The 23,243-nt window shown below is 63.5% G+C and carries 31 protein-coding genes, 4 tRNA genes and 2 pseudogenes; 11 read left to right on the top strand and 26 right to left on the bottom strand.

Translation table 11 applies throughout. The features are described 5' to 3' along the window. Positions 1-3 precede the first annotated feature (3 nt). From MYCSM_RS26795 to MYCSM_RS26810, 4 genes and pseudogenes are all read right to left on the bottom strand, one after another. A pseudogene (locus tag MYCSM_RS26795) lies at positions 4-597 on the bottom strand (adenylate/guanylate cyclase domain-containing protein); the annotation flags it as partial. Between the two features lie 270 nt (positions 598-867). Continuing rightward, positions 868-2,169, bottom strand: coding sequence for a sensor histidine kinase (locus MYCSM_RS26800; RefSeq protein ID WP_015309313.1), 1,302 nt, complete (start codon positions 2,167-2,169; stop codon positions 868-870). Beyond that, on the bottom strand, positions 2,151-2,603 hold the full coding sequence (locus MYCSM_RS26805; RefSeq protein ID WP_015309314.1) for a response regulator: 453 nt from the start codon (positions 2,601-2,603) through the stop codon (positions 2,151-2,153). Before MYCSM_RS26805 ends, MYCSM_RS26800 begins: the two co-directional genes overlap by 19 nt. Further along, complete coding sequence (locus MYCSM_RS26810; protein ID WP_041315078.1) at positions 2,600-3,271, bottom strand: response regulator transcription factor; 672 nt, start codon at positions 3,269-3,271, stop codon at positions 2,600-2,602. Before MYCSM_RS26810 ends, MYCSM_RS26805 begins: the two co-directional genes overlap by 4 nt. Before the next feature lie 703 nt (positions 3,272-3,974). On the opposite strand from MYCSM_RS26810, the gene MYCSM_RS26815 reads away from it, so the two are divergent. After that, on the top strand, positions 3,975-4,349 hold the full coding sequence (locus MYCSM_RS26815) for a hypothetical protein (protein ID WP_041312731.1): 375 nt from the start codon (positions 3,975-3,977) through the stop codon (positions 4,347-4,349). A gap of 23 nt (positions 4,350-4,372) precedes the next feature. On the opposite strand, the gene MYCSM_RS26820 is transcribed toward MYCSM_RS26815, so the two are convergent. The 13 genes from MYCSM_RS26820 to MYCSM_RS26880 form a co-directional block, all read right to left on the bottom strand. Further along, positions 4,373-4,573, bottom strand: coding sequence for a hypothetical protein (locus tag MYCSM_RS26820; protein ID WP_232425670.1), 201 nt, complete (start codon positions 4,571-4,573; stop codon positions 4,373-4,375). Positions 4,574-4,772: 199 nt separating this feature from the next. Then, positions 4,773-5,129 (bottom strand): patatin-like phospholipase family protein, encoded by a 357-nt coding sequence (locus MYCSM_RS39155; protein WP_015309318.1) that lies wholly within the window; start codon positions 5,127-5,129, stop codon positions 4,773-4,775. A 10-nt stretch (positions 5,130-5,139) separates the two neighbouring features. Continuing rightward, positions 5,140-5,427 (bottom strand): gas vesicle protein K, encoded by a 288-nt coding sequence (locus tag MYCSM_RS26830; protein WP_015309319.1) that lies wholly within the window; start codon positions 5,425-5,427, stop codon positions 5,140-5,142. Then, entirely contained in the window at positions 5,424-5,597 is a 174-nt protein-coding gene (gvpJ, locus tag MYCSM_RS26835; RefSeq protein WP_015309320.1) for a gas vesicle protein GvpJ, read from the bottom strand. Before gvpJ (MYCSM_RS26835) ends, MYCSM_RS26830 begins: the two co-directional genes overlap by 4 nt. Beyond that, a complete protein-coding gene (locus MYCSM_RS26840; RefSeq protein ID WP_015309321.1) occupies positions 5,594-6,361 on the bottom strand; it encodes a GvpL/GvpF family gas vesicle protein in 768 nt (255 codons plus the stop codon). The genes gvpJ (MYCSM_RS26835) and MYCSM_RS26840 overlap by 4 nt, the downstream gene beginning before the upstream one ends. Then, positions 6,354-6,743 carry a gas vesicle protein gene (locus tag MYCSM_RS26845; RefSeq protein ID WP_015309322.1) on the bottom strand — a complete coding sequence of 130 codons (390 nt, stop codon included), beginning with the start codon at positions 6,741-6,743 and terminating at the stop codon, positions 6,354-6,356. Before MYCSM_RS26845 ends, MYCSM_RS26840 begins: the two co-directional genes overlap by 8 nt. After that, on the bottom strand, positions 6,740-7,096 hold the full coding sequence (locus MYCSM_RS36270; RefSeq protein ID WP_015309323.1) for a gas vesicle protein GvpO: 357 nt from the start codon (positions 7,094-7,096) through the stop codon (positions 6,740-6,742). Before MYCSM_RS36270 ends, MYCSM_RS26845 begins: the two co-directional genes overlap by 4 nt. Positions 7,097-7,121: 25 nt before the next feature. Beyond that, positions 7,122-7,352 (bottom strand): gas vesicle protein GvpG, encoded by a 231-nt coding sequence (locus MYCSM_RS26855; RefSeq protein WP_015309324.1) that lies wholly within the window; start codon positions 7,350-7,352, stop codon positions 7,122-7,124. Between the two features lie 3 nt (positions 7,353-7,355). Then, a complete protein-coding gene (locus tag MYCSM_RS26860; RefSeq protein ID WP_015309325.1) occupies positions 7,356-8,084 on the bottom strand; it encodes a GvpL/GvpF family gas vesicle protein in 729 nt (242 codons plus the stop codon). Further along, positions 8,084-8,533 (bottom strand): gas vesicle protein GvpJ, encoded by a 450-nt coding sequence (gvpJ, locus tag MYCSM_RS26865; RefSeq protein ID WP_015309326.1) that lies wholly within the window; start codon positions 8,531-8,533, stop codon positions 8,084-8,086. Before gvpJ (MYCSM_RS26865) ends, MYCSM_RS26860 begins: the two co-directional genes overlap by 1 nt. Then, complete coding sequence (locus tag MYCSM_RS26870; protein ID WP_015309327.1) at positions 8,530-9,756, bottom strand: SRPBCC family protein; 1,227 nt, start codon at positions 9,754-9,756, stop codon at positions 8,530-8,532. The genes gvpJ (MYCSM_RS26865) and MYCSM_RS26870 overlap by 4 nt, the downstream gene beginning before the upstream one ends. Before the next feature lie 1,960 nt (positions 9,757-11,716). Continuing rightward, complete coding sequence (locus tag MYCSM_RS26875; protein WP_015309330.1) at positions 11,717-11,926, bottom strand: hypothetical protein; 210 nt, start codon at positions 11,924-11,926, stop codon at positions 11,717-11,719. Positions 11,927-12,180: 254 nt separating this feature from the next. Then, positions 12,181-12,474 (bottom strand): hypothetical protein, encoded by a 294-nt coding sequence (locus MYCSM_RS26880; protein ID WP_041312734.1) that lies wholly within the window; start codon positions 12,472-12,474, stop codon positions 12,181-12,183. Between the two features lie 84 nt (positions 12,475-12,558). On the opposite strand from MYCSM_RS26880, the gene MYCSM_RS37370 reads away from it, so the two are divergent. Further along, positions 12,559-12,711 carry a hypothetical protein gene (locus tag MYCSM_RS37370; protein ID WP_015309332.1) on the top strand — a complete coding sequence of 51 codons (153 nt, stop codon included), beginning with the start codon at positions 12,559-12,561 and terminating at the stop codon, positions 12,709-12,711. Next, positions 12,701-13,597, top strand: a complete 897-nt coding sequence (locus MYCSM_RS37900) for a DUF2510 domain-containing protein (RefSeq protein ID WP_015309333.1) — start codon at positions 12,701-12,703, stop codon at positions 13,595-13,597. Before MYCSM_RS37370 ends, MYCSM_RS37900 begins: the two co-directional genes overlap by 11 nt. A gap of 450 nt (positions 13,598-14,047) precedes the next feature. Here MYCSM_RS37900 and MYCSM_RS38475 read toward each other — a convergent pair whose 3' ends face one another. The 4 genes from MYCSM_RS38475 to MYCSM_RS36280 form a co-directional block, all read right to left on the bottom strand. Beyond that, a complete protein-coding gene (locus MYCSM_RS38475; RefSeq protein WP_232425671.1) occupies positions 14,048-14,338 on the bottom strand; it encodes a bestrophin-like domain in 291 nt (96 codons plus the stop codon). After that, positions 14,335-14,733 carry a bestrophin-like domain gene (locus MYCSM_RS38480; RefSeq protein WP_442928545.1) on the bottom strand — a complete coding sequence of 133 codons (399 nt, stop codon included), beginning with the start codon at positions 14,731-14,733 and terminating at the stop codon, positions 14,335-14,337. Before MYCSM_RS38480 ends, MYCSM_RS38475 begins: the two co-directional genes overlap by 4 nt. Positions 14,734-14,969: 236 nt before the next feature. Beyond that, positions 14,970-15,314 (bottom strand): heme-binding protein, encoded by a 345-nt coding sequence (locus MYCSM_RS26895; RefSeq protein ID WP_015309334.1) that lies wholly within the window; start codon positions 15,312-15,314, stop codon positions 14,970-14,972. A 39-nt stretch (positions 15,315-15,353) separates the two neighbouring features. After that, positions 15,354-15,665 (bottom strand): hypothetical protein, encoded by a 312-nt coding sequence (locus MYCSM_RS36280; RefSeq protein ID WP_015309335.1) that lies wholly within the window; start codon positions 15,663-15,665, stop codon positions 15,354-15,356. Between the two features lie 285 nt (positions 15,666-15,950). On the opposite strand from MYCSM_RS36280, the pseudogene MYCSM_RS38485 reads away from it, so the two are divergent. From MYCSM_RS38485 to MYCSM_RS26905, 4 genes and pseudogenes are all read left to right on the top strand, one after another. Beyond that, positions 15,951-16,360, top strand: a pseudogene (locus tag MYCSM_RS38485) (hypothetical protein); the annotation flags it as partial. A 210-nt stretch (positions 16,361-16,570) separates the two neighbouring features. Continuing rightward, on the top strand, positions 16,571-16,864 hold the full coding sequence (locus MYCSM_RS37375; RefSeq protein WP_157681402.1) for a hypothetical protein: 294 nt from the start codon (positions 16,571-16,573) through the stop codon (positions 16,862-16,864). A gap of 144 nt (positions 16,865-17,008) precedes the next feature. Beyond that, positions 17,009-17,410, top strand: a complete 402-nt coding sequence (locus MYCSM_RS26900) for an ester cyclase (RefSeq protein WP_015309337.1) — start codon at positions 17,009-17,011, stop codon at positions 17,408-17,410. Between the two features lie 6 nt (positions 17,411-17,416). Next, the gene (locus tag MYCSM_RS26905) at positions 17,417-17,647 is read left to right on the top strand and encodes a hypothetical protein (RefSeq protein WP_015309338.1); all 231 of its coding nucleotides are present in this window, start codon (positions 17,417-17,419) and stop codon (positions 17,645-17,647) included. A 71-nt stretch (positions 17,648-17,718) separates the two neighbouring features. On the opposite strand, the gene MYCSM_RS26910 is transcribed toward MYCSM_RS26905, so the two are convergent. Together MYCSM_RS26910 and MYCSM_RS37380 are read right to left on the bottom strand one after the other, a co-directional pair. Continuing rightward, positions 17,719-18,000 (bottom strand): hypothetical protein, encoded by a 282-nt coding sequence (locus MYCSM_RS26910; RefSeq protein ID WP_041312736.1) that lies wholly within the window; start codon positions 17,998-18,000, stop codon positions 17,719-17,721. 895 nt (positions 18,001-18,895) lie between these two features. Then, a complete protein-coding gene (locus MYCSM_RS37380) occupies positions 18,896-19,204 on the bottom strand; it encodes a hypothetical protein (protein WP_157681403.1) in 309 nt (102 codons plus the stop codon). A 338-nt stretch (positions 19,205-19,542) separates the two neighbouring features. Between MYCSM_RS37380 and MYCSM_RS26920 the strand changes: the two genes are divergently transcribed. Next, the gene (locus MYCSM_RS26920; RefSeq protein WP_051073824.1) at positions 19,543-19,794 is read left to right on the top strand and encodes a tyrosine-type recombinase/integrase; all 252 of its coding nucleotides are present in this window, start codon (positions 19,543-19,545) and stop codon (positions 19,792-19,794) included. 119 nt (positions 19,795-19,913) lie between these two features. On the opposite strand, the gene MYCSM_RS26925 is transcribed toward MYCSM_RS26920, so the two are convergent. The 3 genes from MYCSM_RS26925 to MYCSM_RS26935 form a co-directional block, all read right to left on the bottom strand. Further along, a tRNA-Phe gene (locus MYCSM_RS26925) sits at positions 19,914-19,990 on the bottom strand. A 37-nt stretch (positions 19,991-20,027) separates the two neighbouring features. Continuing rightward, positions 20,028-20,104, bottom strand: a tRNA-Asp gene (locus MYCSM_RS26930). Between the two features lie 36 nt (positions 20,105-20,140). After that, positions 20,141-20,213: transfer RNA gene (locus MYCSM_RS26935), tRNA-Glu, on the bottom strand. 122 nt (positions 20,214-20,335) lie between these two features. Here MYCSM_RS26935 and MYCSM_RS26940 point away from each other — a divergent pair. The 3 genes from MYCSM_RS26940 to MYCSM_RS26950 all read left to right on the top strand — a co-directional run bounded on the left by MYCSM_RS26940 (position 20,336) and on the right by MYCSM_RS26950 (position 22,837). Next, positions 20,336-20,408, top strand: a tRNA-Lys gene (locus MYCSM_RS26940). A 249-nt stretch (positions 20,409-20,657) separates the two neighbouring features. Continuing rightward, entirely contained in the window at positions 20,658-21,851 is a 1,194-nt protein-coding gene (locus MYCSM_RS26945; protein WP_041312739.1) for an MFS transporter, read from the top strand. Next, positions 21,848-22,837 (top strand): hypothetical protein, encoded by a 990-nt coding sequence (locus MYCSM_RS26950; protein WP_015309342.1) that lies wholly within the window; start codon positions 21,848-21,850, stop codon positions 22,835-22,837. Before MYCSM_RS26945 ends, MYCSM_RS26950 begins: the two co-directional genes overlap by 4 nt. Positions 22,838-23,243 lie beyond the last annotated feature (406 nt).

The raw sequence follows: 23,243 nt of genomic DNA on the forward strand, positions 1-23,243 counted from the left end.
AGGACGGGTTCGCAGCGGCGGAAAGTCGTTGTGCAGGTCTGGATGGCACAGCTGAGCCACGCGCTCGGGATGGGTGAGGTCACGAAGCGCATGACAACCCAATCTCACCAGCCACGTCTGATCAGGCAGCGACTTGTGAACGAGTTCGCTTGTCGCACCGGACAATAGGGTTTGACCGCCGTGAGCGAGCTCCCGCAGGCGCGCGGCACGGTTGATCGTCGGACCCATATAGTTGCCGCGGTCGCGCAACAGCACATCACCCGTATGCACGCCAATCCGCAGGCGAATGGGTGCGAGCGCGGCCCGTTGCAGGGCCAGCGCGCAGGCCACACCATCGCCAGGACGGCTGAACGCCACCACGAAGCTGTCTCCTTCACCCTGGGAAACCGGGCACACGCCGTTGTTGGCGCGAACGACGTCCGCCAGCACGCGATCCATGGTGGCCAGTGCTGTCGCCATGTGGTCAGGCTGGGATTCCCAAATCCGCGTGGAGCCTTCGATGTCGGCCAGCAGGAGTGTCACAGTGCCCGTCGGCAATATTCGGCCATCGGCGTCATCGGAATTGGCATTCGGTGTGACGCTGACGCGTGGCGAGATGCCAAGCGATTCTGGTCGCCACCCGAACCGATCCGATATGCGTACTCTGGTACGACGTTCAGCCGCTACCGTCGCCAACGTGCTTGAAATCGTCATTCTTGCCCCCGCAACTTTCGAAGGTCGGCGCGTGTGTCCCCGGTGGTCTGTGAAACACGTTGTCGACCTGAGAATTTCGACGATGGCTCCATCCTGCTGACCTGCCGAACGCGTTTCCACAGTGTGTGCAACACGATTGACGGTGGTGCGTACACCCTTGGGAACAGGCGCGCGTCAGCGTCCGCTGCAGTCGACTGCGGCGACGATGCGGGTGCCGCGTCCCGGCGCCGTGTCGATCACGAGTTGACCGCCGATGGCCGAAAGCCGATCTGTCATGTTGGTCAGCCCGTGACCGATCGTCGCGGGTTCGAATCCACGGCCGGTATCGCTGATCGAGAGGTTCAGCGCCCGCTCATCTCCACGAGCCTTGATTGTGACCGTGGTGTCCGGACCGCCGTGTTTGGCGGCGTTCTGTAAAGCTTCGCTGCAGCAGTAGTACAGGGCCGCCTCCGTCGAAGGCGGATATCGGCCGAGGCCCTGCAGATCCAGGTGCACAGGCACCGACGCGCGCGCGGCAAGCGTCGGCAAGGCTTCGCTCAAGCCGCCGCTGACCAGCAGCGGGGGATAGATTCCGTGGGCGAGCCTGCGAATCTCGACGATCGACGTCTCGACCAGTTCGGACGCCTCCTTCAGCAGCGACTGGCACCGCTCGGGCTCGGCTTTGCGCGCAAGTTGGATGAGCACCGACAGGGAGACGAGGTGTTGTTGCGCGCCGTCATGCAGGTCACGCTCGAGGCGGCGCCGTTCCTCGTCGGCGGCGGTGGTCAACCGGGTGCGCGAGGCGACCAGCTCGGCGGCACGTTCAGCGAGCTGGCCTTCTGACACCCGAAGGGCCGCGGCGTTGTTCCACACGATGATCAACAGGTGAAAGGCGTTGAACGGCACGCCCACAACGATGAACGCCGTCTCCAGCCAGCGCGGCCCGTGTTGGACCACCTCGGGGATCGGAAGGAAGCGCGCGAGCATGGCCATCGCCAGCACAACGACGGCCGTGATCACAGTGAAGGCAAGCCCGCGCTGCCAGCGAATGTAGGGCTCCGCGAAGACAACTGGGACAAGGGCCACCAGGGCCATCACCGCCAGCAAGTTGGGGTTGATCACCGTCACGAGGACGGAGCTGATCCAATTCGTCACGCAGACAAGGCTGATCGACTGGGCATACCTACCGAGCCGAGCCAGCCGCAGCCCCAACGCCAACGCAACACATTGCGGGGCACCGACCGCAGCGAACAGCAGCACATAGGGCGTCCGGTACCAAAGCGTGTACTCCAACAGTGGCAGCATGACGCCGGCGCTCGCCCACAGAGCGAAGTGCCCGCTGAGGAACAGCTCGTAGCGCTCGGCCCTGAAGCGGTTGATCAGGTCGTGACCCAACAAAGAGGACGACCGCACGGCTGCGGTCAGCAGCACCTGCGGTGCCCGCCAGTGGGACATCATTCCGCCGGCGGCCGGCTCTGTTACTCCGCTGCTTGCCATATCCGGTTCAGCAGTTCCGGGGAGAGGTGTTCCTTGTGCAGGTATGCGATGGCACCGCAATCCGACGCGGCCGCGGGAAGGTCCTCGAGGTCGTACGTCGACATCAGCACCACGATCAAGTCGGCGTGCGCGGCGCGGAGTCGTCGCGCGGCCTCGATGCCACCCATACCCGGCATGTGGATATCCATCAGCACCATGTCGGCACCGCTATCGGTGATGCGGTCGATCGCGGATTCGCCGGTCTCGCACTCGCCGGCCATCACGAAGTCGTCCATTGCGGCCAGCGTCGCGGCGGTTGCCCGCCGGAAACTGGCCTGGTCGTCGACGACCCAGACCCGCACGACACCGTCCGCCACCGGATGATCGTGCCCGCCGGATTTGCTGCGGACCATGGTGCACACACCACCCTTTTCAGCGGCGCTGCGGCCACTCACGGCGATCCACCGTCGTTGAGGAACATCAACACGGCCTTGACTCGCCGATCAACGGAGTCGTCAACGGTCAATTCCAGCTTCGCGAAGATCGAGTTGATGTGCTTTTCCACCGCCCGTTGAGACAGCACCAGCCGCTGGGCAATGGTCCGATTGGAAAAGCCGGTCGCCAGTTCGCTGAGCACCTCGCGTTCTCTCGGTGTCAGCCGGCTGAGCGTTGGGGCCGAGCGGGGCTGCGCCAGAAGCGCTTCCACCACCAGCGGGTCGAGCACGGTGCCGCCGGCGGCCACCTGGCGCACGGCCTCACCCAACTCCTCGAAATGCGAGATCCGCTCTTTCAACAAATAGCCCCGGCCCGCCGTGCCGTCCTCCAGTAACCCGGCCGCATAGCGCGGTTCGGCATACTGCGACAACACGATCACCCCGACCTCGGGATGCGCCGTACGCACCCATCGCGCCAACCGGATGCCTTCGTCGGTCGACGTGGGCGGCATGCGAATGTCGGTGATCACCACAGTCGGCCGATGCTTGTCGACCAGTGCCACCGCGGAGTCGTAGTCCTCGGCGGCGCCGACGACGGTCACTTCCGGATCGATCGACAGCGCTCGCTGAACGCTGTCGCGCACCAGCAGCGAGTCCTCCGCAATGAGGATCGAGATCCGATCACTCAACTCGCTGCCCCTTCTTCCGTTGATCAGGATCATTATTACGATCGCTGCGGGAAGCCATCGGTGTTTAGATTTTCGAATTATCCGCTCGTCAGCGGGATTCGCGATCCGAGGGAGACGTCACCTCTTGGTGCCAGGGCCGGGATTGAACCGGCGACCTTCCGTTTTCCAGGCGGAGTTCGAGAGTCGAGCCCTTCTAGGCCTCCGCTGCTGGCTCCGTTTCGGGTTTCGGGAATTGACTGCGGGGTAATTATCTCGTATGAGTGGGCAAAACAAGCCGAGCGGCCGGCTCGGAGCGACTAGCTCGCGCACAAGAGGGGCATCCGGCGGCAGCCAGAACCGCGCCAGCAACACCAGGTCGACCGCGCCTGGTGGAAAATCGAAACGGCCGGAGTCTGCATCCGAAGCCGTCGTGGTGCAGCTTCCGCGCAGACGTGCAGCGGCCACGAAGTCGCACGCAACGTCACGTCGCAGCCCCGCGAAGCGCCGCAATACACCCGGCACGTCCAGCTTGACTCCACACCGGCACCGGCCAGTCCACGGCATCACGCCCCCGGAACTCGCGCGGGCTCAGGCCGGCACTGCCACACCGACGGCTCGGAGACGCTCGCGTGCGCTACCGCCCCGGGCGTCTGCGCCCTCGCAGGCTGTCTCGTCGAATTCGGGGCGCCGGCCGGGGCCCTCCTCGTCCGCCGACGGTGGCCTGGTGTCGCAGTCATTGGATGCCGTCACCGAATGGCTGAAAGCGCAAGCTCACCAGCTCCTCGAGAGAGCGCGGGATGGCGGGGAGGTGCTGAAGAACAAGATCGAGGAGTGGATAGACACTCTCGCGGATGCGGTTTCGGACGGCGGGGCCGGCGTCAACGCGGCGCTAGGCGGCATTCGGGGTGTTCTCACAGGTAAGAATCCTTTGTGGGCAGCGCTCAAGGGCCTGGTGTCCGGATTGAGCGGCAAGGCCAAAGTGGCCCTTGTTCTCCTCGTTACGCTCGGACTTCTTCTGGGACCGATCGTGTTGCTGGTCCTACTGTTGGCGCTCTTGGTCGGGGCGCTGATCGCGATGGTGGGGGCCGGATCGCAATGACATCGCAATGACCTAATCGAAGGTCAGGCCATCAGCTTGTCGCTCTTGCGCACGGCCTTCTGAAGCTTTTTGCCCGTCGTTTTGCCCGACTTCTTGACCGTCTCGGTCACTTCGTTGACCGGATGGGCTAAGGAGCGGGGGAGTATGAGTTGAACGGCGGAAGTCAAAAAGCGGCGGGCGACGCCCAGGAGCGGTATGCCCACCGGCAGGACGACGATGGTCACGCAAAGCACCGGGCCGACGAGCCCAAGCACAGAGGCAACGATCCAGAGTAGGGCGCCCAGCAAACCAAGGTCTCGCCGAAGTGGTCGAAAGAGATCACTTCCACGGATCGACAAAAGGCGCACAAGCCCTAACCCCAGACTGGGTAACTCTCATAACGGTCGCCCGTTCGCGCCTCGCATTAAAATTGACCACCCGTTCTTAGGCGTAATTAACCGTACCGTCAAGACACGCCGGACCGTCCGGTTCGTGGGTCCGGTTGGTCGGTGTGGCCGGCAACCCATGGGTCGACCTGCGTCCAGGTTTGTTCCAGCCAACACGTGGGCACTCGTCGCGCCGGTCACGGCAGTGGTAACACCTCGCGTGCGCCATCGACAACAGGCGCTCGACACCCGCGCGAGTGAGATCCACGGCGATCGCCCCGCCGTTGATCGCGCCGATTGACGTGCCGCACACCAGGTCTGGGCGCACACCCGCTTCCACCAGAGCCCGCGCCATGCCGGCCTCGGCGGCCCCGAGCACGCCACCGCCGCCTAGCACGAACGCGTTGCAGGTCATTTGCGGAGGATCAGCCAGGCCGGCTGGGCAGGAGCTGTCCCAATGGCCCGAGATCGAGGTTGAGGTCTTCCGGCCGAAGCCCGAAGTAGTCCCGCAATTCCGCCATCGCGTCCTCCAACCGCATCAGCCCGACGCCAAGCCGTTCGACCGCTTCCTCAGACAGGTCGCCGGCGTCCACCCGGCGCAGCGCCTGTCGCTCCATCAACTGGCGCAACAGTTCGACGATCGTGAGCACCAGTCGGCCGAGATCTCGACCGACTTCCTCGGGATCCATCTCGATCCGGCCACCCGCGGTCATTGCATCAACTTGTCCACGGAACTGATCAGCGCGCGCAGGTCGATGTGAACCAAGTCGACATCGGCGAGGCTGATCGTCAGATCGCCCACAACCACCACACCGCCGCCGAGCAGACGGTCGAGCAGATCGACAAGTGCCACATCTTCGGTGGCGTTCATCGCAAGAGTCATGAATCAACCTTCGCTGCAAAGGAATACGGTGCCCACGGACCCGTCAACTCCAGCCGAAGATCGACGCGCGACATGGCGTGCACCCGCTCTTCGAACTGCACCGCTTCGGCATCGTCGACCAGGTAAGCGGCATTGAGGATCATCGGCTCGGGGCGTCCGCTGAGCCGGGCGTCCTGCAACGGGTACCGGCGGCTCTCGACAGCGACGGTCGCGAGCTGTTCGTGCGCGTCTTCCGCCGCCTCGAGAAGGTCCTGGCGCCGACGTGCTGTGCGGTCGCGTTGGGAGCGGCGGCGCAACAAGTACGCCGTGCCCGGCGCGTCAGAGGAGGAGCCAGGCTCCTCGTCTGACGCATCCGTAGCGGGTGTCGCATACCCTTTGACACTCCATTCCGAACGGCTGCGCACCCGATCGAGTGTCGCGACCAGTTCAGCCTGGCGGTTCTCAAGCAATTCGCGAACACCCGCGTCGCCCAGAAAAACGGTGGCCATCCGGACAGGCGCGACCGGATGGTCCTGCGCGAGCCGGGCGACCACCTCGTGGTGCACTCTTGCGAGCTTGCCGAGCCACTCCAAATCCTCCATGTGCTCGTGAATCGCGTTCTCGCTGAAGCGTTGCCGATCCACCGATGCGACGACGGCGGCTAGTGTGCCCTCGACGATGGTGCGGACCGGAACGTCGTCGACGCCCTTGACGTCGGCCAGCGCGCGGGAATCGGCCAGCGCGCTGTCACCGATCGCGTATAGGTAGACGTTGTGGTCACTCATCCGCGTCAACGATCTCGGTGCGGCGACTCCGACGACGGCTACTGTTGGTCTGCGGCGATCCTGACCCGTCCCCATTGGAAGCCTCGAGCTCTCCTATGCGGTCCCGCAGTCGGCGGTTCTCCACCGCCAAGTCGCCTCCGCCCGAACTGAGCGACGGGTCGTGCTCCCACCAGTCGATGCCCATCTCCCTGGCCTTGTCGACGGAGGCCACGAGCAGCCTGATCTTGATCGTCAGCAGCTCGATGTCCAGCAGATTTATCTGGATATCGCCTGCAATCACGATTCCCTTGTCGAGCACCCGTTCCAGAATGTCGGCGAGGTTCGTGCTTTCCTGACGGTGGTCGAGCTGGGACCGGCCAGTTGGATAGAGGTCACCGTTCACCGCGATCCCCCGAACGTCTGACCGCGCAAATAGCGCTTGGTGCGACGGTAGGAGGAGAGCTCACCGTCTTCGTCCAAATGCACCTCGTAGGTAGCCAGAATATCCGCCGAGTCTGGAATCCGATGGCTCTCAACCACTTCGACCCCGACCCCCCATCCGTTGTCGTTGCGTTCCACGGAGATCACGCCCTCCACATCGTGGCCGGTGAGGTCGGCCATCTGTTCCATCGCCGCCCGAGCGACTTTCGCTGTGGAGAGCCGCCGCGGCCGCTGCCCGTTAGCTCGGTCACCGGACGGGCGCGGCGATTCGGTCGGCGCCCTTCGGCGTCGAGGTCGATCGGTCTGTTCAGTCATGGGTGCTCCACGGGTCCTCCGCGGTTTACTCCTCCCGGTGAATCAGCCGGTGAAGTAACTCGTCCTCCCACTCGGCACACTCCTGCTCGGTCAGCTCGCCCGATTGCCGGGCTTCCTCGACGCGGTCGAGTTCGGCGCGGATGTTCGCCGGGTCGTAGTACTGCTCTACGGCGTACTCCTGGATCTGTTCTGCCACCCACACCACGCCGCGGACAGGTGCAAGCGGAAGAGTCAGCAATCCGGTGAACAAGCCCATGGTTCAGCCCGCCGGCACGAAGTCGTAGGGGGCCAGCGGGCCAACGAGGCGGACGCGCACGCGGCCGGCAAGGTCGCGGCCGACCCCTTCCACAGCGTCATCGAAGTTCTCGACGCGGTCGCGGGCGACAAGGAACGCAGCATTCAGCACCTCGTCAGGCTGAGTCAGCCGGCGCGGTGACATGTCCACGGCGAATGGCTTCAGCCGGTCCAGTACACGCACGGCCACCTCATCACGCCGTTGCTGCATCGCAGTAACCACGAGTTCCCCCAAGCGAATCCGGTCGTAATATGTCGCATCCTCCGGCAGCCCACGCACCCGCTCGCGCAGCTCCATGATTTCGTCGTCGGCCTCTGCGATCTCGCGGAGCACAGGCTCTTGCTCGAAACGGCCCTTCACGGTGAACTGAACCAAACCGTCCAGTCGGGCGAGGGCCTCCATGAACCGTTCCTGATTGGGCGCGAGCAGTTCCGACACCACGCCGTCCTCTTCCACGACGGCCGGAAAGCGCATGGGCAGCACGGCCGTCCGCTCGGCGACTGCATCCAGCACCCGCTCGTGTGCGATCAGGTCGTCGCGGGTGCCGAGCGGACGGCCGGTGGGCAGATCGCTCACGATCGCCGCGACCCGCTGATGCGCGATTGTGCCGACTCGGCCGGGTCCCAATCCCTGGAGATCCGGCGGCAGTTCGGCGTCCGCCTTGACCAATCCGTAGACGTAGGTGGCGGTCATCACCGTCGCTCCCTGGCCCGCGGCCGCGGACGTCGCCGCGGCGCCGGCTCCTCCTCCGCTTCGTCCTCGTCCTCATCGTCGCCACGCCGACCTCTGGTGAACATCTCTCCCACCTTCTCGACCGCACCCTCAATCGCGCCGGAGCTCTTTCCTTTCGCGCCGCCCTCGGTCACCGACTTCGCAAGATCTCCCAAGTCCTTGCCGCCGTGGGCGTAAAGGTCCAGCCGGTTAGTCGCTTCGGCGAACCGAAGGAATGTGTCCACGCTGGCGACCACGATCCGCGCGTCGATGGTGAGCAGCTCGATTCCCACAAGGGACACCCGAACGAACACGTCGATGACGAGGCCCTTGTCGAGAATGAGTTCGATGACGTCGGCCAAGTTGCCGGATCGACCGCCGCCAGATCGCTCGACTGGGCTGTTACGGCCTTGATGCGTCGCCACTGTCATGATCGCGCACCCCCACCACCGCCGCTGGCGCCGACGGGATGCCGGCTGCGCCTGCGAGGCCGCGGCTCGCCTTCGTCTTCGTAATCCTCGTCGTCGTAGGCTTCGTCGTAATCCTCCTCAACGCCCGCGTCGTCGTCGGCCAAGTCCTCGTCGGCCAAGTCCTCGTCGGGCTCGTCTTCGTAGACGTCCTCATCTTCGGGCTCGTCGTACTCGGCTTCGTCCTCGTCGTCCGCCAAGTCTTCGCCCTCGTCGACGTCATCGGTGTCGTCGTAGTCGTCGTAGTCGTCGTCTCCGACATCCTCGTTCGACTCGTCTTCATCGGACGCCTCCGCGTAGCCCTCGTCGTCTACGCCGCCGCCGGATTCCTGCTCTTCCTCCAGCGCTTCTTCATGCGTCTTGACGACCTCGCTGTCGCGGATCTCGCCCCGCCAGCCCTCGATTTCCTCCGGGTGCAACAACGCTTGCGTCATCGCGTGCCTGCGGAAGTGTTTGAACTCCAGACGCATGCGCCGGCCCTGGGCACGCCACAAATTGCCTGTCCGCTCAAACAACCCTTGCGGGAAGTATTCGATGACCAGCGTCACCCGGGTCAGATTCGGTCCTAGCGCGGTGAAGGTCACGGCTCCGTCGACGTGGCCTTTGGATCCCCTGGATGTCCAGATGATATGGGAATCCGGCACCTGCTCGACGGTCGTGGCATCCCACTCCCGGTGTGACCACAAGACCTGGGCCTTCCAATGGGTCTCTTCGTCCGACGACTGGTCGACGGCCTCCAACTTCTTCATGAAACTGGGGAAGTCGGTGTACTGCGTCCACAGGTCATAGGTAGTGCGCAACGGCACGCCTACATCGAGGGTCTCCACGATGTTGGTCAGCTTCAGCTTCTTGCCGCCGCCCCCGCCGCCTTTTCCACCGCCGCCGAACATGTCTTTGACCTTGTCCTTCAGCCCTCCGAGTAGACCTCCGCCGCCGCCATTCTTGCCGTCATCGTCATCGTCATCGTCATCGTCATCGTGACTGCGCGGCCGACGCACGAGCGATGTCAGCCCTTCGCCGGTCTCGCTCACATCGGTCAGCCGGTCGGCGAAGCCGTTGATGCGCTCGCTGGCTGATGAGGCAGCGCGCTGAAGCACGACGCCAAGGAGATCCTGGCCTGCGCCTCGTAAGGTGTCGGTCGCGGTTCCGCCGTGGTTGCTTGCGCCATTGCTGCTTGTCTTAGCCATCATTTACCTCCCGGCGTGTAGGGGTTGTGCGCGATGCCCTCCGGCTCACTGGGGCCTTCTTCGGTGTCCGCTTCGACGAAGTCGCGGCCTTCTTCGCTGCCGGCTTACGGCCGCTGGCCTTCTTGGCGCCGGACGCGCTGCGCGCGGTTTTGCGGCCGCCGGATGCCGATGACCCGGTGCTGGAGGAACGGCTGCGGCTTGTCGCCCGACCGTTGCCTGACGCACTCTTAGCGGCGGCGGATCGGCCGGTGCCCGAACGACTTGCAGCGGTAGAGCGTGACCGACCAGTCCCCCGGGCGGCGGATCGGCCGGTGCCGGAACGACTTGTAGCGGTAGAGCGTGATCGACCACTCCCCCGGACGGCGGTACGGCCCAAGCGGCCACGACCGGACGTGCGCGTCGTCTGCTCTTCCTCGTCCTGCTCGTCGTCGACGTCATCACCGTCGTAGACCTCGTCGCGAGAGCTCAGGTCGAGGTCATCAAGGTCAGCAACCCGGCGCACACCGCTGTCTGCTTTTCGCTGTATGTCGCTCAAGTCCTCCACGCGGCGACCCACCCGGTCGGTCAGCGCCTCGACCTGGCGAGTGGCTACCGCCATGGCCGCCCCCTTACCGGCTTCAAGCAGCCGGCCTCGCACTTGATCCGTCAACGCGGACAGTTCTGGTGACTCCCCGAGGAGTCGACCTGCCTGCCCGAGCATCTGTCCAGGACCGCCCAACTGGCGTCCGGCCGCCCAGCCTCCAAGCGCCAGCGCGACCTTCATCTTCTTGGTACGTCCGAGGAAGTATCCTCCGGCGACCCCGAGCGCTACACGGGCTCCACATTTCACGACATACTCCTAGGCTCGATTTGTACTCTGCACGTGATGCAAGGCACGTGATGCAAGGGCGCTTCGCAATTCGATCTAACTGAGCCCCACATGTCCGCCGGATACCCCTGCGGTCTAATGCCAAACGTCATCGGCTCAATTTCCGATCGGATTCCTGGCACACCAGCTTGATTGCAGAATTCGTCGACCAATGGCGAAGTTTCGGCGTCCCAGCTACGCTGACGGGACAGCAGCGACTGCTCGTCTTCATGTATTCGCAGCGGCCGGACACCCTATTTGACCTGGCCTTTTAGTCACGGCGGACGCCTTGCTGCCGTCGAGGTGGGAATCCTAACCCGCGCCGTAACAACACTGGCAAACTCCGATTGGGATTGAACGCTCCGCCTTGAGAGGCAATTCAATTGCGACTCACGCTTAAATCCAAAGGCGTAACTTAGATCGGCTCTACACCGACTATCGAGGACGGCGGAAATCGCGCATTGTTGCCACGATAACGCGGCCGCCAATCGACAAAAGGGCGAATACACACGATTGCCGATTACTGGCGGTCAAATGCCGACTTTGTCAAGGGATTGGCGGCATTCAGGTCTCACCAATTGAATCTCGGGGCGATACTTCGTACGAGAGACATCCTTGTCGTTGGCGCAGTTCCGTGTCGCGTCCGATCGGCCGATCACCCGTGGCGACCCCCTTCGTCGACGGGTCTTGCTCTGGAAGCCGGGCAGCGGTGCAATGCGGTGAATTCCTCTGAACCAGTTGGGAACCCACGTTTGCGTCTCGCGACCGCCGACTGGCCGAGACGTATCCGGACTGCTGACCAATGCTCTGGATCTCAGGACGTGGGATCTCCGAATGGCGCTGCACGTGCAATTGACGGCTTACGAGTCAGTTAATTTCGAGGCAAATGTTGTGATGCCGGTCACTAATCGACGCCTAGACGCCCCGCTGGCCTGCGCGCCGACCCGCGAAGTTTGCCGCGACGTCGTAGCATCCATCGCGTTCCACACGCCGAGCCACTCGTCCAAGAGCGCGCTATCAACTCGCTGAACCCATAACGGCGGGCCGCTTCCGACGCGAGCGACAATAAATGCCGCCTCGAGGTGATCCCTCCATCGAGCGGGTGAACGTGTTCTAGTTGGCAAACCGGCCGACGGCGACGCGGGCCGGGGCGTCGAGGCCGTAGAGCTTGGCGCCCTCAAGCAGTTCGGCAATCGACTCGGCCTCGCGGCGTGCGAGCAGGTGCGACACCGCCTGCCGTGCGCCGCTCTCGTCGCTGTAGTCGAGCGCGTCGGCGATCTGGGCATAGGTTTGTCCTTGCAGCCGTAGCTCGACCGCCCGCATGGCGCGCTGACGCTCGTTTAGGCTGGCGCACGGCGTTACTGGTTCATTGTTTGGTTATCCGTTTCTCGGGTCGGACAGGGATTGGCCGGACGGCGGGTTGGTCACAGCACCAGCGGCACTCGGGCACGGTTCGCAGCGGCCAGGCGCGCGTCGCCGAGGCCGACGTAGTTGCGGTCCTTGACCTTGATAGCAGTGAAGAAAGTTCTCACGGGGTTCGTCCAGCTGAGATATCGGTGGCGCTGACTGACCGAGTGTTATTTCAACTCCATACCGCAGTCGAGGCTGCGGTCTTCGGTGCGATTGTGGTGGCACTCTCGGGCGATGGTTAACGCCCGAGCGAAGCTCTGTGCGGCCGCCTGCCAGCCTTGGTGTATCGCCCGCCGGCGCTGCACCGTGACTGCGCGGCGGTCGCGGACGCCGCGGATGCGTTGCGGCAGTGCGGCGCTGGGTGTTTGGGCAGCGACCTCGTGTGCGGTGATGGGCTGGTCGTGGCTGGCGATAATGGCGCGGGCGAGACGACCGGCGCGCTGCGCACTGCCGCGGTCCATGACATGCGCTGGGCAGCGGGTCGCCGCCAAACTCCTGTTCGGCGGGCCGTTGGTAGATGTAGGCGCTGTTGGTGTCGCGGCCTCGTGTCGGTTCCCTCGGCGGAATATGAGTGGCTGCCCGACACTGGTGTGCAACAGGTGGACCCGGCGATCGCTGGGCAGAAGGCCTGGAGCGACTGCATGGTGTTGCACACGGCCGCGGAGTACCGATGGATTGTCGACGGCAATGGTGACTGAGCCCGGTTGGTACCCCGACCCATTGGGCGGTCAGGGTGCCCGCTACTGGGATGGCACCCAATGGGAAGGCGCCATTCAGCTGGGCCCGCCGACAGCGCCCGAGGAATTCCCAGAGCCGCCAACGACACAAGAGAAGTCGCGACCCCAGTGGCCCGTCTGGGTGGGATTGAGTTTGGCCGTCGTAATCGCTGTCGGCTCTGCAGTATTCGTGTTAACGCGCCCAACTGGCGAAGGTACGAAGGCGGCGCCAACGATTACGCCGACTACGACGCCAGGCCCGACGGTGTCTCGGGCCGACCAGGTCGCCGCAGAGGTGCAGTCGTCGATGCAGTCCAAGCTGGACACAGATCCAGACCTTTCGCCTCTGCGCCTCAAGGTGAATCACGTCGACCTAGTCAACAAAGCCGGCAACGAATACAAGGGCATTGCGACGGTGACGACCTCGCGCGGCAAGAGCCACGATGTGGCGATTGACGTCACAGCGGATGGCGACAAAGTCGTGTGGGAGGCGGCGCCTGGCGCATTCCTGTTTGCAGTCCAGGACATGCCGACGCAAGCGCCAGCGCCCACCGCGGCCGCACCGCCACCGCCACCGTCGACGGTCGTTCTACCGCCGCCCCCGGGAGCGGGACCTCTCGAGAATTTCAAAATCTGCCCATCCGGCTTGAGTGGCGTTGCCACTGATGAGACAAGCTGCGCCTTCGCAGACAACGTTCGCGCATCGTGGTATTCACAGCCAGGCCAGAGCGTTATCGCCTACAGCCCGGTAACCCACCAGTCATACCTAATGACGTGCGCGCCGGCGACGACCAACGTGTGGCCGGGAGCGAAGCGTTGCTCCGGCGTCAATGCCCAAGGCACGATCCTGATCGTCTACATCAACTAAGCGAGCATGGGCGTCCATGGCATCGGCGTTGCCTTTTGTCGCTCGATCGGTCGAGGTGCCCGTCGGTGACGACGATAGTGCTGATGGATTCGCGGCCGGGGTGCCGTTGTACGGCGGGCAGTGGGCCGGCCGGCTTTGGAGACGCAGGTGTGCCGAGGTCGTGCACGCGGGCCTCGTGCGAAGCCCGGCTTCCCCCTACTTACCCGCTGTTCGCGCTGAGACGACCTGCATCTGCGACCATTTGACCGCCAGTCGGAAGGCGACTGAATTGGCCTGTCTCCCAAAGACTCTCGGACCGGTCTGACAAGGGGAATCGTCTCAAGCTGTTCCCCGTCAACTCTCCGAGTTCGTATCTAGTGTGACAACGTTGTGACAACTCCTTCGGCAGAGCCGTTAGTTCTCGGAATGTCCGCGTGTTTGCTGGAGCATGGCGACGGGCATCCGTCTTGTCTAGGTGTCTTCGTCGACTCCGTCGAAGACCTGCACGGTGTAGTCGAACGATTTTGGTGTGACACCGACTTGGCGACCAAATGGATGGTCGAGCCAGTAAATGAGGGAGAGTAGGAGGCCAAGCAGGACCGCGATGGCGCTCGCCAGCATGGTATGAGTCAGGCGGTTATCGAGGCGGGTGAATCCGAGCAGACCGATGAGCAGGACGCCGCCGAATAACAGCCCGCCCCATAGCAAGCCGGGAATTCGGGGCCTTGCATCCAGTACGCGCGTGTTGCGTTGTGATGTCAACTATTGAGTTGGCCGCGGACCTCGGCATTGATCGGATTTGAGGCGACGGTGGGTGGTTGTTGAGCGCCGAGCACGCGGTACATGTGGGTAATCGCTGCTCGTGCGTTGCCGCTTGCGGCATCGCTGCCTTGGCTGTCCCGCTCCCCTTGGACCGCTGCCGTGTAATTTCGCAGCAGCTCACGCATCGTGGCTTGCTCCGGCGCGGGCAGGCTGATCGTTTGCCGATACATCGTCGCCAGGGTGGACGACTCGTTGGTCACGTTTGTCTCGGCAGAAGAGAATTGCTCCCAAGCGACGACGACGGTGAAACCCAGTAGGGCACCGTAGACAAGTGCGACCTTGGTAAGGAACGGCGACAGGGATCCCGTTTCATCCCTGGCGCCAGGCCGGTGAATTGTCTTGTGGGCTCGCTAAACGCTGCTGACTGCGACGAGGACTGAACCGGTGACGACCAGGGCGAGAAACAGCCACAAGCCCGGAAGGCCCATTCCGCCCATCGCTCACACCCTTAATACCCGGGCTGCTTCGCCCCGAAGATCGGACTCGCCGCACCGTGGACGGCGCCTTACACGGCGTTGCTGTCTGAGCTCCGCGACCTGATGGAGGCGCCGGAACTGGCGCTGCTCGACCTTTAGCCCATCGGCCCGTCGGGAAGAGGCGCGTTGCAGCGATCCCGAAAATCAGATGCCGCCTGCCTGACCCCCGTCAGCTCGTCGCGCACTTGTGGATTTGCGTCCAGGTACGCGGTGGTGTCCGTGCGCATCTGATCCCTGGTCTTGCCTTTGAGGCTGGTGAAGAAGTTGTTTACGTCTGGATGGCTGAACAGATATGACGACATCGCCGCGTTGACCCCCGACATAACGTTGGCGAGGTCGGCGGCCGTGCAGTTCGGCGGATCGGCGGCGGCGGTCGGCGAGGTGCCGATGAGCGTCGCACCGGCGATCACGCCGGCGCCGATCAGGCTACGAATAAACATGTGAGACTCCTTGGTTTCGTGGGTGATGGGGGACGTTGCTCAACGACGCGGTCCGATACCGCCTCCGCCGCCGCCGGGTCGGCCTGGGCGTCCGATATCGGGAGGAGGCAGTGGGAGGATCACGTCGAGATCCCACTCGTCGTCGCAATACCACGGATCGGCGCAATAGGAGGGGTAGGCCGGCCCCGCCTGTGGGGCGGTCGCACCACCGCCGCGGACGTCGCCCTGGGCACACACGGTGGCGTAACCGGCACTCGAGCAATCCGCTGACGCTGGCGCAGCAGAGGTGACACCGATGGGCACAAACGTGAGGACAAGACCCAAACTCAGGCAGCACTGTCGTAGTCGCACGGCTGCTCCCTCCCGATAGGCGGCCGGTCACTGTCGACTCGTGTCGACGCGACGAGACCGATACTCGCGGAGCGTAATTCCCTGCGCTCGATCGCGGTGCGGTATCGGCAAATATCCTGGACCCCAGCTACCTTGTTGTGAACTATGAGAAATTCTTTACATAGATTCTCCATATTGATAACGAGTGTTCTCCTGTCAGTCGCCCAAACACCCACAAACACCGCGGCAGGCGTGTTATGTACCGCCGCTTGTGCGCCGAATGGGGCGAAAAATACCGGACCAAAATTGGAGAGACCCGCGGCAAAGGCCATCCCGAAAGAAGGAAATTTCGGCCTCGAACGCGCCCACTATGTCGGATTACCCGAGAACTCGTGTGTGCTACGGATTTTCCATGTTCGCCAAAGTTGAGGAAGGCCGCGAGCAGGCCGTCCGGGCATGCGGCTAGCCGATCGTGGAGACTATTTCGAGGAGCTCGGAGGCTCGCGCCGCTACGCCTGCACTACCTCGCGGGGTGGTGTTCGACGTTGGGTCCGGCCTACACCTTGCAGGTCGAGGGCATCTTCGACACCGATTTCGACAAGTACACAGGACGCGGTCCCCTCGTTTAGCGCGACGGGCATCACGACAGTCTTCACGAATCCCCAAGGATCCCTCAGGATTGGAAGAAGAACCCGGATGCGTTCATCAAGAAGATTGCCGCCACCCAACCAGGCGATGTTTGAGTTAAGCCCGTGACTTGATGGACAGTCACATTCCCACTCGGAAACCCAAACGATCCGATAGGCTGATATTCCGAACCAGCGCGCTCTTTTCGTCATCGGACAGCAAGTTGGTCGATTGGAGCGCAGCAAAATGGTCGCACAGAGTGTCGCAGAACCACGCTACAAGATCACTGGTGGAATAGCTTGCGCCGTGACGAGCGCAGTACTCGCAAGCGCCGGGTTGGGGTTAGCCCCTACAAAGAACGCGACCTGCGCGCTGTTGCCGATACCGGCACCAACAATAAAGTTGCAGCGGGCCAGGATCCGCTTGCGTTTGCCGCTTCCCTCTTCCGGGACGGTCAAACTGTCACGAAGACGAATCCCGGCATCGCGATCAACACTTTCCGCGTCGGCGGGACGGCCTTGACGCCCGGACCAAACAGCACGGCTGTCAACACGGCCGGAGCGACCAGCGGAAGCAATAAGCTCAAGAAGTAATCGACCACCGCCGGTTCGGCCACGTGCAGCCGAGTTGCCGGTTCTGCTGACGGACGATAACTGCCATGCGCTGGTAGAGGCGGGCGGTGTTGGAACGGTGGCGAAACCGGTGCGGGCGCCGATTGCGAGTGGGATGGTGCAGACATGCGATCAACGGAGATTGTCACCGCGTTCTGGGAAGAAGTCTGGAACGCCGACGAAGCCGACGCCGTCGATCGGTTCGTGGCCGACGACGTCGTCATCGAGGCAGGCGGCCAAAAAATCGCTGGCCAGGACAGCGTCAAGAACTGGATCAAGCAATTCCTCGATCACGTCAACGATCTACACGTCGACACCATCGAAACCTTCCAAAGCGACGACGGCACCCGCGTTACATCCCGATGGGTAATGACTGGCACCAACAACGGCATCCTCGGCACGGAACCCAACGGCAAGCCGATCGCCATGACCGGCACCGCCATCTGGACCGTGGACAAGGGCAAGCTGCACCGTGGCTGGATCGAGCAGGCCTCCTTCGAGCTCTACCACTGGCTACTCGCGAAGTAACCCCGGATGCGGTCACGCGTCGGTAAGTTCTCGGCGGCGGCGGGTGCGGTCACGCTGCTTTCAATTGCCGCAACGCCCAACGTCTCGGCCGAACCGGTGGCGACGTGTACGAGCGAGATCGTCGAGGGTGTCGAGGTCGACTACTGCGTGGGCAACCCCAATGCAAACAACGGAATTGAGATGCCGGGCGTCAATGTCGATTTTGAGTTCGGCCTCGGAATTGGGTTCGGATTCTGAGTTTATGCCAACCGGCGCCGCAACTGAGGCCGCCGATGCACGACGCGGCAGACAGCTGGACCGAACGCCGGCTAGTACAAGTTGTTGGGACATGTGACGTCGACATAGACGGTGTCACCCGGCGCGGGCTCAGGATTCGACGAGGGGTTGTTGACCCTGACCACCGTGCAGTCCGACAGTTGCTGAGTGTTGAAGCCGTTGCTCCAGTTGATGTGAACGACGTATCCCTCAGCCTCAAGGTCGTTGATGACAGCGTCCGCTCCGTGGGCGCTGGCTAGTGGCGCGGCCGCGCCGGCAAATGCCGCGCCTGCCACAGCGAACACCACCGCGGTGGACTTGGCTCCCAATGACATACTGCGATCATGACTGACCGGCGGGGTCAAGCGGCCCGTTTCGGCCAAAGACGGACTGGGTGGATGACCGGCCTTAACGCTTGACCCCCAGTTGTACGTTGACCGAATTTGTTTGTCTCTCATGGACTCTCAAATGGGCCTCCAGCGGGGCCCGTCTCAAGTTGTCCCCGCCAACTCATGGAATTCGTCCCTAGTTGTTACGTCGTCTGCTGCAGCGCCTTCAGTGGACGCATGCGCTCGCTATTTGCTGGTCTCGTCCGGGCGTCGTTCGAACCCGACGTGGGTACAGCACATCGATTAGTTTTCCGGCAGCGTTACGCCAGACCATCCGCACTTCTGACCATCCACTCGGCCTGGGGTGTCCGGGCGTCCGCTCGACCCGACCGAGGACAATCGGATCGTGTCGGGCGAGACCGTTGACGACGACGAGCCAGCGGCCCGAGGAAGCCGACGTTGACCTCGCCGAGGACGTGGACGACATCGCCGACGAATCGGCCAACACATAACTATCTAAATGGCCCCACAGACGTTAAACGCGGTGGGTAGGGTGGCGATCGGATTGATCCCGAACAAAGCAGGTCGTCAACCTGGACCATTCAAAGGACAGCGATGAAAACACAAGCAGTAGTTTGCGTTTCCGCAGTAGCCTTCGGTTTTTGCGCATCAACGTTTCTCGCACCGGCAGCCAAAGCTGACACGCAATGCCCATATCCCGGCGTCGGCGTCTTAAATGCAAGTGTCGGTGGTGTCAGTGGCGGTTTTTGCGATTTCCCGACGGAAATCAATGGGGCGCATTGGCATTGCCAGGGCGGTGGCGTCGGCCTTGGACTGGCCACTACCGGCGTCGGTGTCGGTGAAATGGGTACTCTCGGCATTGCCGGTGTCGGCCAGGGTGTCAGTGGCGTATCGTGCAATTGGCGCTGCCCTGACGGTACGGATGCACCGGCGCCGAATCCCCCTGGCGCGTGGAAAGAATATCTGGTGCCGATGGATTCCACGAATTACTGCAAAGATCATATGGAACCGGTTGGGTTTTGGAGTGCGCCAACGCTTCCCACCGAAGGTATCCCACCGGCAGACGAAATGGCACCGGAACCGGGAGAAACACTGGTACCGCAACCAATACCGCCGCCGTTACCGACAGAACCACTGCCAGCGCCAGCAGTACCGCCAACTGCGCCAGGGGAACCAAATCCATAATCATGACTACAAGTTACGGCGCGGCGAACACCGCGACCGCTATGGACTTAGCTCCCAATGACATTCGGCCATCGTGCCCGACGAGCCCGGGTCAGGCGGTCCGTTCCGGGTCAAACCCAGGCTGGGCGAAAACACCCAGCCTCGACGCTTGATAGCAGTAGAGAAAGTCCTTACGGCTTCGTGCCGCCGTTGGCGGCCGACTCGTTGAAGGCAACCCAAATCTGAACGGTAGGTGCCCATCCCGGAACGTCTGGTGCCTATGCTGAAGGCGCGACTCGATGGCCGGCCACCCGGCGCTCCGGCCGTCGCGTCTCCCCGCGGGTCGCGGCTCGGGCTTGAGAATTGGAAGCGGTCGGTCAACTGGAAGTAGCGATTGCCAAGATCGGGCGGGACAAAATGCGCGTGCACGATCTTTGCCACTCGTACGCATCGCTCTCACGCCGTGCCGGCGCCGATCTTCGCCTGTTGCAGAATGCCATGGGGCACGCATCGATCACCGTGACCGCCCGCACCTACGCCGACCTTTTCGATGTTGAACTCGACAACATGGCGGCCGCGCTCGACTCGCTGGATGACGTTGGCCGGGACCACTGAAGTATCCCTACCGCTGGCGGCTCCTCGGTTTGGCCACATATTGGCCCCGTCGTCGGTTCGAACCAATAAGGGCGAGGCTCGGCGGGGGGTCGCAGATACCCAATGAACTGGGCACCTCTTGGTGGCCAGGGCCGGGATCGAACCGGCGACCTTCCGCTTTTCAGGCGGACGCTCATACCAACTGAGCTACCTGGCCGGAAGGCACCCAACTCACCCAAGTGCCTCGCCATGAATGGCGACCCTGACGGGACTTGAACCCGCGACCTCCGCCGTGACAGGGCGGCGCGCTAACCAACTGCGCCACAGGGCCTTGCTTTGCGACTCCCATGGTACGAGGCGCCGCGCGTACCCCCTACGGGATTCGAACCCGCGCTACCGCCTTGAAAGGGCGGCGTCCTAGGCCGCTAGACGAAGGGGGCCAGCCGAATCTCTCCGGGGTACTCCCGACGCTGTGACGCTGGGAGCCTCGATAGCTTAGGGTACGCGGACCCCAATCCTCAAACGAGATGCCCTAAGCGACGCAGTATCCTGATCAGTCGTCGCCCCTATAGCTCAGTTGGTAGAGCTACGGACTTTTAATCCGCAGGTCGCAGGTTCGAGCCCTGCTGGGGGCACCTTGACGGTGTATGCCTCGGTTGATGGTGGGCATTTCGTCTTCGGTTGATCGCTGACCGTGTTTCGGCTGATGCTTTACACCTGCTTCGGTTGATCCGTGACACTCCCCAGAGGAGTCTCGCGGGTGGCATCGAAGCTGTCAGTACACGTGTGACGTGTAGCTGGGCCATCGCCTTGAGGGCGAACGCCTTTGAACGCTAGGGAATCACCTGATTCCTTTGCTAATAGTGATGCATAAAGTCTTCGCAATGCTCGCGCTCCTACGACACCCGGGCCCTCTCCGCCGGCTGACGCTCACTGCGTTGCAGTCCTCGATCGGGAACGAGATCGGGCTCATTGCCGTGCTGCTGATCGCGAGCCGCACCGGCGAAGGCGCTTGGCCGGTGACCGCGGTGCTGTGCGCAGATCTGCTGCCGATGATCGTCCTAGCTCCCCTGGCCGGAGTGATCATCGACCGGACGGCACCGAAGCCCCTACTTGTCGGCTGCGACCTCATCCGCGTGGCGGCGTTCGTCGGCATCGCGATAGCGACGACGTTCCCGCTGATCCTCGGACTTGCGCTACTCATCGGAATAGCCACCGCCGTCCATCGGCCGGCGAACAAGACCGCCCTCGCCGACCTCGCAGGCCCGAATGCGACGGTTGCGATGGCGGCGCTGGCGACCTCGTGGTCGGCGGCGCTCACCGTCGGACCTGCGCTCGCCGCCGGTCTGCTCGCGATCACGGGAGTCGACGCGCTGCTGTTGATCGACGCCGTGACGTTCGCAGTCTCGGCGTTAGTGATCGCCGGCCTGCCGCTCCGGCGCCGTGGCCACGGGGAGGCCGGGCCCGATGAGGAGCAGCACGCCGGCTGGCGCCTGCTGCCGCGCGGGCTTCCCGCCGGCCTCGGCGCCGTCCTGACGATCGGCTTCGTGAGCGGACTTGCACTGGCGGGGATCAACGTCGCTGAACCCTTGTTGGTGACCAACGAGCTCGACGCCGGTGACGCCAGCTTCGCGGTCCTCATCTTCCTGTTCGGCGTGGGGGCCACGTTCGGCGGAGCGGCGTGCGCTGAGCGCAGCGGTTGGCGGACGCTGCTGGCCGCCCTGGCCCTGGCCGCGACGGGAACCGCCGTCGCCGTGGTCGCCGACAGCGTGCCGGCTGCCGCGGTGGCGTTCGTCATGACCGGCGTCGGCGTCGGCGCGTTCATCAGCGTGGAACTGCAGATGACGACCTCGCTGACCCCGTCCGCGCTCCGCGGCCGCGTGTTCGGCATCAAGGACTCGCTGGACAGCCTCGCGATCGGAGCCGGACTCGTGCTCGGCGGCGCGACGGCGGCGCTGAGCGGTCCTAGGGCGGTGTTCGCCGCCGCGTCGGTGATGACAGCCGCGTGCGTGCTCGGCGGCGTGGCCGCAAGCAGACGAAGCCGGCGGATGTCCCTGAGCAGGAGCATCGCCTCGTGAGTCAATTGCCACCGGCGCTGATCGAGACCCACCCGACGACCGAGTATCGGCTGACGCACCTGACGTGGCATCCACACTGGCGCGCGGTGCTGGATCGGTTCGCGGCCACCGTCCCGGTACTGGGCCCCGTTCTGCTGGTCAGCTACGAACGGCCAGATGATGCCGAGGACGCCGACGACCTGACCGCACCGTGGCGCGAGCCGGCATGGAAGTGCCTGCATCTGTCCTCCGATGTGATCACCGATCCGGGGCTGCGACGTGAGATGGACCAGTTCGCGAACGCCTTCTACGAGTTCGAACTGCCGGACGACGACGCCGCAATCGTCACGGACATGCTCGTCGGCGCCGATCCGGACGCCTTCCAGCACCTGCTGGGGTGGATGCGCGGGGCCGTAGTTGAAATCACGGGGGAGCGGCTGTCAGCGCACGCCGTTCCAACGACGCATGCGGGCAATAAGGACGGCAGCGGCGGCCTGTTCCCGCCCCACGCGGACATGTGGCACACCGAACTGCTGTTCAACGTCTTCAACCGGGTCCTCCCCGGCAGCAACGGTGTGCCCCTGCTGTATCCGATCGACAGCGTCTGGGACATACTGGCCGACGCCGGCATGCCCCGGGCGCATGTAGACGACATGCGCTCCGAGCTCGCCAACGCCGCGGTGTGCGGGAACTTCGAGGACTTCAACGGCCATATATACAACCCTGAGCATCCGTGGTGTGAGGCAGCGACCGCGGCGCTGCAGCAGGCCGCGTGGTGCCATCCGATGCGACCAGGTGAGGGGTACTTCGTCAACGATCGGCGCTGGCTGCATGGCCGCACGCCGATCGCCGTGGACGCCACTGAGCACGACAGGGCGCACCGGCTCTACCGCTTGGGCTACAACAACCGACGTCTCATGGAGCGCGCAGCGTCGGAGGGGTTCGACTGGACCCTGGCCGGGACGCGCAAGGCCGGCTGCATGGATCAGCCGCAGGACTTCGCCTAGCGTTGCGCCTCGGGAGGCGGACAAGAACATGGTCGACGCGGTACCGGCGCGCGGCACTGGTTGCGCTCCATCACCCCCGCAAGCCGGTTCGTAAGACTTCGATCGAAACGCTCTCCGGTACGCACGGATTCGCTGGCGCAACCGATTGCATCATCGTGCTGTAGCGGAAGGGCAAAAGCAGCGGAGGCGTCTCGGCGGTAACCGCACGCGACTAGCCGGACGCCCATTATTGACGCAGCGACGGTTATCGCTGTTCATCTTCCGTGGGGTTCACAGTGATAATGCAGGGAAAACCCTGATTCGTCCGAGACGGCAAATCACTATCGTTTTATCGAGGAGTTCAGATACTTGTGCGGCGGGTTCCTAAGCCGTGCAACGTTCTTAGTAGATGAGGGGGTGAGGAGAT

The sequence above is a fragment of the Mycobacterium sp. JS623 genome, assembly GCF_000328565.1.
Lineage (GTDB): Bacteria > Actinomycetota > Actinomycetes > Mycobacteriales > Mycobacteriaceae > Mycobacterium.